Annotated in this window: 11 protein-coding genes, 1 rRNA gene and 1 other annotated feature; of the genes, 3 read left to right on the top strand and 9 right to left on the bottom strand. The window is 38.1% G+C overall.

The window, feature by feature from the left end:
- Nucleotides 1-27 precede the first annotated feature (27 nt).
- Both ACFVT8_RS24240 and ACFVT8_RS24235 read right to left on the bottom strand, forming a co-directional pair.
- Complete coding sequence (locus tag ACFVT8_RS24240) at nucleotides 28-981, bottom strand: cation diffusion facilitator family transporter (protein ID WP_387086350.1); 954 nt, start codon at nucleotides 979-981, stop codon at nucleotides 28-30.
- 20 nt (nucleotides 982-1001) lie between these two features.
- Nucleotides 1002-1337, bottom strand: coding sequence for an ArsR/SmtB family transcription factor (locus tag ACFVT8_RS24235; RefSeq protein ID WP_387086347.1), 336 nt, complete (start codon nucleotides 1335-1337; stop codon nucleotides 1002-1004).
- Between the two features lie 114 nt (nucleotides 1338-1451).
- On the opposite strand from ACFVT8_RS24235, the gene ACFVT8_RS24230 reads away from it, so the two are divergent.
- Nucleotides 1452-1649 carry a hypothetical protein gene (locus ACFVT8_RS24230; RefSeq protein ID WP_387086345.1) on the top strand — a complete coding sequence of 66 codons (198 nt, stop codon included), beginning with the start codon at nucleotides 1452-1454 and terminating at the stop codon, nucleotides 1647-1649.
- 113 nt (nucleotides 1650-1762) lie between these two features.
- The gene (gene tadA, locus ACFVT8_RS24225; RefSeq protein WP_387086342.1) at nucleotides 1763-2281 is read left to right on the top strand and encodes a tRNA adenosine(34) deaminase TadA; all 519 of its coding nucleotides are present in this window, start codon (nucleotides 1763-1765) and stop codon (nucleotides 2279-2281) included.
- Between the two features lie 101 nt (nucleotides 2282-2382).
- On the opposite strand, the gene serS is transcribed toward tadA, so the two are convergent.
- The 3 genes from serS to pdxS form a co-directional block, all read right to left on the bottom strand.
- Complete coding sequence (serS, locus tag ACFVT8_RS24220; RefSeq protein WP_387086339.1) at nucleotides 2383-3663, bottom strand: serine--tRNA ligase; 1281 nt, start codon at nucleotides 3661-3663, stop codon at nucleotides 2383-2385.
- A gap of 71 nt (nucleotides 3664-3734) precedes the next feature.
- Nucleotides 3735-3958, bottom strand: a binding site (T-box leader).
- Nucleotides 3959-3983: 25 nt separating this feature from the next.
- Complete coding sequence (gene pdxT, locus ACFVT8_RS24215; protein WP_387086336.1) at nucleotides 3984-4571, bottom strand: pyridoxal 5'-phosphate synthase glutaminase subunit PdxT; 588 nt, start codon at nucleotides 4569-4571, stop codon at nucleotides 3984-3986.
- Nucleotide 4572: 1 nt separating this feature from the next.
- Complete coding sequence (pdxS, locus tag ACFVT8_RS24210) at nucleotides 4573-5457, bottom strand: pyridoxal 5'-phosphate synthase lyase subunit PdxS (protein WP_387086333.1); 885 nt, start codon at nucleotides 5455-5457, stop codon at nucleotides 4573-4575.
- Nucleotides 5458-5562: 105 nt separating this feature from the next.
- Between pdxS and pdxR the strand changes: the two genes are divergently transcribed.
- Nucleotides 5563-6987 (top strand): MocR-like pyridoxine biosynthesis transcription factor PdxR, encoded by a 1425-nt coding sequence (gene pdxR / locus ACFVT8_RS24205; RefSeq protein WP_387086330.1) that lies wholly within the window; start codon nucleotides 5563-5565, stop codon nucleotides 6985-6987.
- A 32-nt stretch (nucleotides 6988-7019) separates the two neighbouring features.
- Here pdxR and asnB read toward each other — a convergent pair whose 3' ends face one another.
- The 4 genes from asnB to rrf all read right to left on the bottom strand — a co-directional run.
- Nucleotides 7020-8858: an asparagine synthase (glutamine-hydrolyzing) gene (asnB, locus tag ACFVT8_RS24200; RefSeq protein ID WP_387086327.1), complete on the bottom strand. Its 1839-nt coding sequence runs from the start codon at nucleotides 8856-8858 to the stop codon at nucleotides 7020-7022.
- Nucleotides 8859-9170: 312 nt separating this feature from the next.
- Nucleotides 9171-10493 (bottom strand): D-alanyl-D-alanine carboxypeptidase family protein, encoded by a 1323-nt coding sequence (locus tag ACFVT8_RS24195; RefSeq protein WP_387086324.1) that lies wholly within the window; start codon nucleotides 10491-10493, stop codon nucleotides 9171-9173.
- 141 nt (nucleotides 10494-10634) lie between these two features.
- A complete protein-coding gene (guaB, locus tag ACFVT8_RS24190; RefSeq protein ID WP_387086321.1) occupies nucleotides 10635-12098 on the bottom strand; it encodes an IMP dehydrogenase in 1464 nt (487 codons plus the stop codon).
- 295 nt (nucleotides 12099-12393) lie between these two features.
- A 5S ribosomal RNA gene (gene rrf, locus ACFVT8_RS24185) occupies nucleotides 12394-12485 on the bottom strand; the annotation flags it as partial.

Here is a 12485-nt window from a genome sequence, read left to right as displayed (position 1 = left end):
ATGTAAAGCTAAAATTTTTAGAATTTTTTAATGATGATGGTGATGATTCGACTGCTCATTTTTTATTGTACATAAAATTGAACTATCATGCTTATGTGCGACTGTTTCCAATTGAATCGTTACATGCTTTATGCCCTTATGCTCAAGATTATGTTCAATTTCTCGTAATATATTCTCACTATCCGCAATTTTTAGGTGATCATCAACAACTGCATGACAGGAAAGCGCATTTGTTCCACTCGTTATTGTCCAAATGTGTAAATCGTGAATGCTATGAACACCATTAGTCTGTACAATAGTTTGTATAATTTCCTCAACGTCTACGTTTGAAGGTGTTCCTTCCATAAGAATATGAACAGCAGCCTTCGTTACATAGTAGCCGCTTCTCAATACTAATATGGCAACAATAACACTCGCTAATGGATCAGCCCAGCCCCAACCAAAAAACATTATTAAAAGTGCGGCAACGATGGCCCCCACAGATCCAAGCATATCGCTTAATACGTGTAAAAAAGCTCCACGCATATTTAAATTATCTTTTGTATCACTGCCGCGCATCATAATCCAAGCTACTAAAATATTAATCAAAAGACCGATTGTACTAATAATTAGCATCCCTGTAGTTGCCACTTCCGGTGGATTTGCAAAACGTTTTATTGCTTCATAGAAAATGAATAAAGCAATCAAAATTAATGTCACACCGTTTAATACTGCTGCTAAAATTTCAAATCGTTTATAACCGTATGTTTTACTATAGCTCGCAGCCTTTTCTCCCAATATAAAGGCAAGTAAGGCTATTGCTAATGAAATGGAGTCACTTAACATATGTCCTGCATCGGATAAAAGAGCCAAACTATTTGTTAAATAGCCACCAATTGCTTCAACAACCATATAACTGGTAATAATAATAAATGATACTATTAAAACCTTTTTATTTGCGCCATGTGTATGGTCATGGCTGTGATCATGATTATGTCCCATGTTTTATCCCTCCATTATCTCTAGTTATGTGTAGCATGCTCAATAGCTTGCATCAACAAATTCATAATGTGATCATCATCTTTTGAATAAAATAAAGTTGTCCCTTCTCTTCTATATTTCACTAACCGTAAATTTTTCAAAAAACGTAACTGATGTGAAACTGTTGATTGACCTAAATCTAAAATTTCCGCGATGTCGTTTACTGAATGTTCATCTGTACACAATAAATTTAAAATGCGAATTCTTGTCGGATCACTTAATGCTTTGAATGTTTGAGACACGACGAATAGTGTTTCTTCGTCTAAATGTTGCTCTTTGTTAGTTTGAACCTCTGTATTTTGTAATTTTTCATCCATTTAGTTTACCCCTAACCTTTTTATATTTATATATGAGCATGTGTTCATATATAAATATAAATGGTTGTATTGGAAATGTCAATGTTTTAACTTATTACTGAATCCTGACGCATTGTGATTTATCTGTGCGAAAGCAAAGCGACAGCAGCGATTATTGCACTCTTATCAGCGGTATTCACTTCTTTATCAGCGATTATTGCGCTCTTATCAGCGGTGTTCACTTCTTTATCAGCGATTATTGCACTCTTATCAGCGGTGTTCACTTCTTTATCAGCGATTGTTGCGCTCTTATCAGCGGTGTTCACTTCTTAAACAAATGTTTTATGTAGCGAAAGCGCAGCGGCAGCAACAATTATGCTGAGACATATTTGATAGTAGCAATTGTCATTTAAGCAAGATACACTAAATGATAAGGAGAGATTATAGTGGATATTTTTGAAACAGACCGATTGTTTATGAACAGTGCACTGGAAGAAGCTAAGAAAGCAGCTTTACTTGGAGAAGTGCCAATAGGAGCTGTGCTTGTATACGGTGGAGAAATTATTGCACGGGCTCATAATTTACGAGAAACAACACAAAATGCAACGACTCACGCTGAACTAATGGTTATTCAAGAGGCTTGTAAAAAAATAGGTAGCTGGCGCCTTCAAAAAACAACACTCTTTGTGACACTTGAACCTTGCCCTATGTGTGCAGGTGCAATTTTGCAATCCCGTGTGCCACGTGTCGTATATGGTGCAAGAGATATTAAAGCAGGCTGTGTAGATTCGCTCTATCGCTTATTAAACGATGCACGCTTTAACCATGAATGCGAAGTAACAGAAGGAATTTTAGCTGAAGAATGCGGACAAATCTTAACCGATTTTTTCCGAGCTTTACGTGAACGTAAAAAAGCCGAGAAAAAGGCGCGACAAGCGTTAGTTATTGAAAATGAAGAATTTTAACTATGGGGTATAAATTTTTCTGCTAACATACTTTTTTAAAAGAAAAACTACTGTTGAGATGAAATTTTTCAACAGTAGTTTCTTTTATTTTTCGACGCCGTTTACTTTGGAGCAATCACTTTTTTACCGCCCATATATGGAACTAATACCTCAGGAATTACTACGCTTCCGTCGGCTTGTTGATAGTTTTCTAGTATTGCTGCTACTGTACGGCCGATTGCAAGACCTGAGCCGTTTAATGTGTGTACATACTCTGGTTTTGCATTTGCCTCACGACGGAAGCGAATATTTGCTCGGCGTGCTTGGAAATCTTCAAAGTTAGAACATGAAGAAATTTCACGGTACATATTTTGAGCTGGAATCCAAACCTCTAAATCGTACTTTTTCGCTGCAGTAAAGCCTAAATCAGCTGTACACATTTTTAGTTTGCGGTAAGGTAAACCTAATAATTGAAGTACTTTTTCAGCATGGCCTGTTAATAATTCTAGCTGTTCATAAGATTCTTCCGGCTTTACAAAGCGTACTAACTCTACTTTGTTGAACTGGTGTTGGCGAATTAAACCACGTGTATCACGACCTGCAGAACCCGCTTCTGAACGGAAGCATGCACTGTATGCAGCAAAGCCCTGTGGTAATGCTTCGGCTGATAAAATTTCATCACGATAGAAGTTAGTCACAGGTACTTCTGCTGTTGGAATCATGAAATAATCTGTGTCATCTAACTTAAAGACATCTTCTTCAAATTTAGGTAGCTGTCCTGTACCTGTTAAGCTATCACGATTGACAATTACAGGTGGTAACATTTCTTCATAACCATGCTCTTCTGCATGTAAGTCCATCATAAACGTCATTAATGCACGTTCTAAACGAGCGCCAAGACCACGATAGAATAAGAAACGACTACCAGTCACTTTTGCACCACGTTCAAAGTCTACAATTTTTAAATCTGTAGCGATATCCCAGTGTGCTTTAATGTCAAAATCAAACGTTGGAATCTCACCCCAAGTATATTCCTCTACATTATCGTCCTCTGTTGTGCCAACTGGTACAGATTCATGTGGAATGTTTGGTAAGCGCATCATCATATCTTTAAAGCGTTCTTCTACATCATTTAATTGGACATCTAGCTCTTTAATTTCATCGCCAACCTGACGCATACGTGCAATAACTTCATCCGCATTTTCTTTATTACGCTTCATGATCGAAATTTGCTCAGATACTTTATTACGCTCAGCTTTAAGCTCTTCTGTTTTTGCAATTAATTCACGACGCTTTGCATCTAATTGTTCAAAGTCGTCTAAGTTTCCTAAATCCTCATTACGTGTTAATAGCATTTCTTTAATTTCCGCGAAATTGTCGCGCACGCGTTTAATATCTAACATCGTCATACCTCCAGTAGATTCTTAATGATGGGAAATTATTTAGTAGAAAACACAAAAAAGCCCTCATCCCTAAAAGGGACGAGAGCTACCCGCGTTGCCACCCTAATTGACTAGACACATTGTACTTTGTCTAATCCACTTATCTTATAACGGCATTTCAGCCGGCGACAGCCTACTTCATTAACTTCGACTGCGCAACTCCAGGACGGATTCACAAGTGCTTTTATCAGCTTCCACCACCCGCTGACTCTCTAAAAAAAACGTGCTTGCTACTACTTCCCATCATCGTGTTAAGTTATTTAAATTTTATCCATACTGTACTATATGAATTGAGATTTTGCAAGTAATACCATAGAAGATACAAAATATTCAAGAATACGTGCATCTGACGTTAATTCAGGATGGAAGGAACAGCCTAATAAATGATCGTCCTTTGCTAACACGATTTTCCCGTCATGCTCTGCTAATACTTCAACACCTTTACCTACGGAAACAATATGTGGCGCACGTATAAAGACAGCTGGAATGGCAGCACCTATTTCAGGTATGTCGAGCTTCACCTCAAAGCTATCTACTTGGCGTCCATAAGAATTCCGTGCAACTACCACATCCATTACTGCTAAATGTGATTCATAATCTACTATTTCCTTTGCTAATAAAATCAATCCTGCACATGTTCCAAACATCGGTAAACCTTGCTTTGCAAGTGTGCGAATTGGCTCTAATAGCTCATAGCGATTCAGCAATTTCCGCATCGTTGTGCTTTCTCCACCAGGCAAGATAAGTCCATCAAGCTTCTCTAAATCAGCACTTTGTTTTACTAAGACCGCTTCGCATCCAAGAGACTCTAACATTTGCACATGCTCTCGTACCGCTCCCTGTAATGCTAAAACACCGATTCGCTTCATCTTACCAGCCTCGCTCTTGCATACGCTCATTTTGACTAAGCTGTGCAATATCGATGCCTTTCATCGGAACACCTAGCTCTTTTGAAATTTCGGCAATTAGCATGTAGTCTTTATAATGCGTAGTAGCCTCAACAATTGCGCGAGCAAATTTCTCTGGGTTCTCTGATTTAAAAATACCAGAACCAACAAATACACCGTCAGCTCCAAGCTCCATCATTAATGCTGCATCAGCTGGCGTAGCAATTCCACCTGCTGCAAAATTCACTACTGGTAAACGACCAAGACGCTTAATTTCTCTTAATAATTCGAAAGGAGCACCAAGCAATTTAGCCTCTGTCATTAATTCATCCTCTGTCATACCAACTACCTTACGTACTTGCGCATTCACTTTACGAATATGGCGAACTGCCTCAACAATATTACCAGTCCCTGGTTCCCCTTTAGTTCGTAGCATGGAAGCACCCTCACCAATGCGTCGAGCAGCTTCACCTAAATCACGACACCCACAAACAAAGGGCACTGTGTAATCACTTTTTAATAAATGATACTCTTCATCTGCTGGAGTTAATACTTCACTTTCATCAATATAATCGACACCCATTGCTTCTAACACTCTTGCTTCTACAATATGTCCAATACGTGCTTTAGCCATGACAGGAATGGAAACGGCGCCCATAACCTCCTCGACAATACGAGGATCAGCCATACGTGCAACACCACCCGCTTTACGAATGTCTGATGGTACTCGTTCTAACGCCATGACAGCCACAGCTCCTGCCGCTTCCGCAATTTTCGCCTGTTCTGCATTAATAACATCCATAATGACGCCACCCTTTTGCATTTCCGCCATCCCGCGCTTAACTAATTCTGTACCTGTTTGTTTCATAATTTCTAACCTCCACCTTTATGATGAAATTTAGTATAATTGAAATTGACCATATAAAAATATCCAGTTTACAAAATAATTATAAGGCCAGGAGAATTAATGAACATGGACATGCTATTATTTCAACTAGAAAAAAATGGTGAAAAACCGCTCTATGACCAGCTTTATAGCGGCATTAAAGAAGCTATTATTACAAAGAAAATAGCAGTAGGAGAAAAATTACCATCAAAAAGAAAATTAGCCGATTTTTTGAATATTTCTCAAACAACTATTGAAATTGCATATGCACAGCTACTTGCTGAAGGCTATATTATGTCTAAATCCCGCGTCGGTTATTTTGTAGAGGAAATTGACGAGCTTCCGTATATTCAGCAGGACACAGTACCTTCCTTAAACGAACAACCTAAGAAAAAATCCTACAAAATAGATTTTAATCCCGGTTCTATTGATATTGATGCTTTTCCTTTTCAAACTTGGCGGAAATATGCGAAAGAGCTCTTTGATGATGCCTCAAAGGAATTATTATTAACAGGTGAGCCTCAGGGAGAACTATCTTTACGAACTGAGATTGCTAATTATTTATTTCAATCGCGTGGAGTTATTTGTAGTCCCGAGCAAATCGTCATCGGTTCAGGAACGGAACAGCTTCTACCAATGATCTTGCGCCTCTTTAGTGACGATACTTGCTTTGCACTTGAAAACCCAGGATATCCAGCAGTACATCGTATGTTTTCCCAACATAAACGAACAGTCTATCCAGTTGCGGTCGACGATGAAGGAATTGTCATTAATGAGCTCGAAAAAACTAGCGCTGACGTTGTTTATATTACGCCATCACACCAATTCCCTACAGGAGCAGTATTATCAGCTACAAGACGTGCACAAGCTTTAAATTGGGCCGCACAAAGCTCCTCTCGATACATTATTGAAGATGATTATGATTCTGAATTTCGTTATACTGGAAAACCAATCCCTGCACTTCATGCATTAGATCGAAATGATAAAGTAATTTATATGAGTACATTTACAAAATCATTAATGCCGTCCTTGCGCGTTGCTTATTTTGTACTTCCACCAAAATTACTTACTACTTATAACGATGTATTTAATTACTATTCATCAACAGTACCTCGTTTCGATCAACATATCGTAGCTAATTTTATGCGTGACGGTCATTTTGCAAAGCATTTAAATCGAATGAGGAAAGTTTATCGAAAAAAGCATGAAAAGCTTACTTCTATTTTAGAAAACTATTCTACTCAAATTAAAATTACAGGTGAGCAAGCAGGAATGCATATTTTACTCGATGTACAACATACTTTGTCTGAAAAGCAATTACAACAAATTGCCTCCGATGCAGGAATCAGAATCTATCCACTATCTGATTATCGCTTGGATCACTCCGCATCCTTACAAGCTCAATTTTTACTAGGTTTTGGAGGCATACCCGTACATGAAATTGAACCTTCTATTGAGAAGCTATTGAACTGTTGGGATATACAGAAAAAACACCAATCAACCTCACGTTAAAAGGTTGGTTGGTGTTTCTTTTATCTTCATTCTTACGATTCAATAAGTTGGATATTATAAAGCTCAAACCATGTATGAATTTGACCCAGATAGGCTAAAAGTTGTGGACCGGCCATCAATTGTCCGTACCAAGGAACTTTGAAAGAACTGCCGCCAGATTCAATTAACTCTATTAGCTTCTGCCGTTCAAATAATTCATGGAGAATTGAATTTTTGTCCTCCATTATTTCTTTTAGCCATTTTTGAACGCCCGCTGTATAAACTGGATGGTACGTTTTAGGATACGGATTTTTTTTCCGATATAAAACTTCTTCTGGCAATAAATGCTGCATTGCCTTACGAAGTAAACCCTTTTCCATACCGTCTAAATTTTTCATTTCCCAAGGAATATTCCACGTATATTCTACAAGGCGATGATCTGCAAACGGCACACGAACTTCAAGACTCGCTCCCATGCTCATACGGTCTTTTCGTTCCAGCAGTGTTTGCATAAACCATACCATATTCAAATAAAACATTTCACGCTGTCTTACTTCCTCAATACTTTCCCCTTCAAGATATGGTACTTCGGCAATTGTTTGTGAATATGCTTGTTGTGCATATGATTCAACTTTTAATTTTTTACGCCATCGCTCTTGTAACATTGTTGATCTTTCAGATAGTGAACGAATCCATGGAAAACCTGTAGTCGTTTCTGTAAACCATGGATATCCACCGAAAATTTCATCTGCACATTCACCTGACAGTGCAACGGTAAAGTCCTTTTTAATTTCTCGACAAAACCATAATAACGATGAATCTACATCTGCCATCCCTGGTGAATCTCTAACGATGACAGATTCAACTAAGAAATCGATTAATTGCTGCTGAGAAATTTCCTCAGCATGGTGTGTTGTACTAAATGTATCTGTCATTTTTTGAATCCAATACGTGTCTGTGGACGTTTGAAAAGCATGTGGATTAAAAAAACGTTCATTATCCTCATAGTCTATAGAGTACGTATGGAGTTTGCCTTTATTTTGTTGCTGAAACATGTTTGCTGCAATGCCAGTAATAATGCTGGAATCTAATCCTCCTGAAAGAAATGTACAGATCGGTACATCTGAAACAAGCTGTCGTTCAATAGCATCCGTTAGCAAAAAACGGACATGGTCGATCGTTTCCTCTAATGACTCTTCATGGTGTTTACTTTGTAACTGCCAATACTGCCAAACTCGTAGACCCTCTCTAGAGAAATGCATTGCATATCCTGGACGTAGCTCACTAATATTTTGAAAAAGTGACTTTCCGGGCGTTCTAGACGGTCCTACAGCCATAATATTTGCTAGCCCTTCCGTATTAACGGTTGTTTTAATCAATGGATGAGCTAATAATGCTTTCACTTCGGATGCAAAAAATAAGCCGCCTTGTTGTTCTGTGTAAAACAAAGGCTTTACACCTAGACGATCTCGGCATAGAAAAAGTGATTGTGATTGTTCATTCCATATACCAAAAGCAAAAATCCCATTTAAAAAGTCAACACACCGCTCTTTCCATTCAATATAAGCAGTTAATAATACTTCCGTATCTGAATGTGTTGTAAAAACATGCCCTCGATTTTGAAGCTCTTTCCTTAATTCCTCTGTATTATAAAGCTCGCCATTATATGTAATGACATAGTTTGCACCATCATGTACTTTTTTCATCGGCTGCTTCCCACCAATTAAATCTATGACAGCTAGCCGACGATGGCCAAATGCAATATGCTCACTACACCAAATATTTTCATCATCAGGCCCTCGTTTATTTAACGTTTGCGTCATTAACTTTAGAATTTCATTACTTGTTCTTAGATCCTTTTGAAAGCTAGCCCATCCTGTAATACCACACATTTAGCCACATCCTTTCGCCTAATAGCGTATGTAGAAAAGCGTAAAAATGTGAAAAAGAACACGAGATGTTTTAAAACATCTACGTGTTCTTTATGCTTAAATTATTAATCAATTATGCCTTGGCATGATTCCGTGACATCCACCGGAGGCTTTAGGCCAACACGATGTTGGTCACTCAGTCATTGCCACAGGACGTGGCGCTCTTAGACTGAGTTCCTCTATTTCAGTGGATGTTTGGACACCCGCTGGAAAGCAACTTAAACCCGCATTCATCTCACCATCTATAAAGGTAGAGACTTCTACTGAAAGAAGTTAAAATAAGCCACCAACAAAGTCAGTAATACCATTCCATAAGTTCCCGAAGAAGCTACCAACACCTTGGAAGAATAATGAGATGCCACCAGCACGCTCTACAGCCTCTGTAGTGACAACATCAGCTTTAAGGTCCTTACCGTCAATAAAACCGTAATCTGTGCCTTCTGAGCGTTCAAGAACTAACTTTCCGACAACGGTACCCTTCTTAACCTCTGCTTCAAGACTCTTTTTATCTAAAACTAGTTTAGGTTTATATAAATCTTTTTCAGATGACTTGACCATAAATGAAACTGGTTCTTTAACAGCAATCGCTACTTTGTTTTCTTTACCTTTCGTAACTTTTACTGTTTCTTGATCTTTAAACTTATAGTTCGCAGGAATAATTTCTTGTTTCGAGAATTGCGAGAAACCATAGTTAAACAATTTAGCTGTTTCATCGAAGCGCGCTTTTTTTGGATCCTCTCCTACAGCCTTCATAACTACAGAAATTAAACGTGTACCATTGCGCTCTGCTGTACCTGTAAAGCAATGACCCGCAAAGTCTGTTGTACCTGTTTTTAATCCGTCAACGCCTTCATATTTGTACGCTAATTCTGGCAACATATAGTTCCAGTTTATCATGTCGATGCTATCATCTGTACCTTCACGGAACTTCTTTTCTGCAATTTTAGACGTTTTTAATACGTCTGGATGATCTTTTAGTAAATGATATGCTAATTTAGCTACAGATTTAGCAGGCATTACGTTTTCATCATTTGGTCCAGTACCAGCTGGCTGCATACCAAATAAATCTGCATTGTTAAGACCAGTAGAGTTTACGAATTTATAGCCTTTAAGACCAAGCTCTTCTGCCTTTTTATTCATTAGCTTTAGAAACTCTGTTTCAGTACCTGCAATTGTTTCTGCTATAGCGACTGTAGCAGCATTTGCAGAGTAAATTGCCATTGCTTCATATAATTCTTTAATTTTGTAAGTTCCATCTCTACGCAATGGTACGTTACTTAATGCACGGTTTTGAGACATTTTATACGTATAATCAGTTACGTGATATTCTTGATCCCATTTAACTGTACCTGCATCAATTGCATCCAATAACAGGTATTCAGTCATCATTTTTGTCATACTTGCAATACCTAGTGAAGTATCTGCATTTTGTTCATATAAAATTTTTCCTGAATCTGCGTCAATTAAAATTGCAGCATCCACGTGTAGTCCTAAATCTGTTTCTGCATTTGCTTTCGCCGGAATACCTGCTAAAACACTAAATAACAAAACAGGAATTAGGAGTAAGCGAATGACAGTGTTCATTGTCTTTTTCACCTTTAAAGCCCTCCAAAAAATAATCTTGTCCTCGACATTTTATCATATATAGTAACTTCCGTGCGCACTCTCTATCATAAAAAAATGCTCTCGTGTCATCTTTGTAGACGATTCGAGAGCAAAAAAGTTGCTAGTAATATATTACATCGAATAGTTTGGTGATTCTTTTGTGATTTGTACATCATGTGGATGTGATTCACGTAGACCTGCACCTGTCATACGAATAAATTGAGCATTTTCACGTAAGAACTCAAGGTTAGCTGAACCGCAGTACCCCATACCAGCACGAATACCACCGATTAGTTGATAGATTGTATCTGCTAGAGGCCCTTTATAAGGAAGACGACCTTCAATACCCTCTGGTACTAATTTTTTCGCATCCTCTTGGAAGTAACGATCTTTTGAACCTTTTTCCATAGCTCCAATTGAACCCATACCACGGTAAACCTTGAAGCGACGACCTTGGAAAATTTCAGTTTCACCAGGAGATTCAGAAGTACCTGCAAGAAGTGAACCAAGCATTACAACGTTACCACCAGCTGCAAGAGCTTTAACGATATCTCCTGAGTATTTAATGCCTCCATCAGCAATAATTGCTTTACCAAGCTCACGAGCTACTGTTGCACAATCGTAAACAGCTGTAATTTGTGGTACACCTACACCTGCTACGACACGAGTAGTACAAATAGATCCTGGTCCAATACCAACTTTCACTACATCTGCTCCAGCTTCAAATAATGAACGTGCACCCTCAGCAGTTGCCACGTTACCAGCGATAATTTCAAGCTCTGGATAAGCTTCACGGATAGAGCGAATTGTTTGTAATACTCCCTCAGAATGACCATGAGCTGTATCGATTACTACGATGTCTACTTGTGCTTCAACAAGCTTTTCAATACGTATCATCGTATCTTTTGAAACACCAACGGCTGCTCCTACTAATAAACGACCATGTATGTCTTTTGCAGCGTTAGGGAACTCAATTACCTTCTCAATATCCTTAATTGTAATTAGTCCAGTTAACTTACCTTCTTCATCTACAATTGGTAACTTTTCGATTTTATATTGTTGAAGAATCTTTTCAGCATCCTCTAGAGTCGTTCCAACAGGAGCTGTAATTAAATCTTCTTTTGTCATAACATCTTCAATTTTTAAAGAATAGTCAGAAATGAAACGTAAGTCGCGGTTTGTAATGATCCCTACTAGTTTTTGGTTTTCCATACTATCAACAATTGGTACACCAGAAATTCGGTATTTACCCATTAAATGCTCAGCATCGAAAACTTGGTGAGTCGGAGTTAAGAAGAATGGGTTTGTAATAACACCATTTTCAGAACGTTTTACTTTTTCTACTTGCTCAGCTTGCTCATCGATCGACATGTTCTTATGGATAATACCGATACCGCCTTGACGTGCCATAGCAATTGCCATTTTAGATTCTGTAACTGTATCCATGCCTGCGCTGATCATTGGAATATTTAATTTAATCTTCGGTGTTAGTTGAACTGATAAATCAACATCTTTCGGTAATACTTCTGAATGCGCTGGTACTAATAATACATCATCAAAAGTTAAACCTTCTTTGGCAAATTTAGTTTCCCACATTTTCGTAACGTCCTCCTATAGTTAAAAGAATATTAATTGTAAGATTAACAACGTGCTAAGCTACTGTCAAGGAACTTACAAAAGAAAGACAATTCAGATTTTTCGGAGTACCAATTCTGATAGACCTTTCTCCCATTTTTATATTGAGTTCAAAATAGCCTTTTTAATTTTCTTCTACATTTAATATAAATATTAGTTAAGCTCATCTTATTTTAAGCAAGTTTTGCGGAATTATTGATAAATTATTAAGATTTTTCATAAAAAAACAGCCAGCTCTCAGCTGACTGTTTACATTGCCTAGCGACGTCCTACTCTCACAGGGGGAAGCCCCCAACTACCATCGGCGCTAAAGAGCTTAACTTCCGTGTTCGGTATGGGAACGGGTGT

This window comes from Lysinibacillus sp. NPDC058147 (assembly GCF_042884205.1).
Lineage (GTDB): Bacteria > Bacillota > Bacilli > Bacillales_A > Planococcaceae > Lysinibacillus.
The sequence above is the reverse complement of the archived record's forward strand: the minus strand, read 5'-3'. Positions and strand labels throughout refer to the sequence as shown.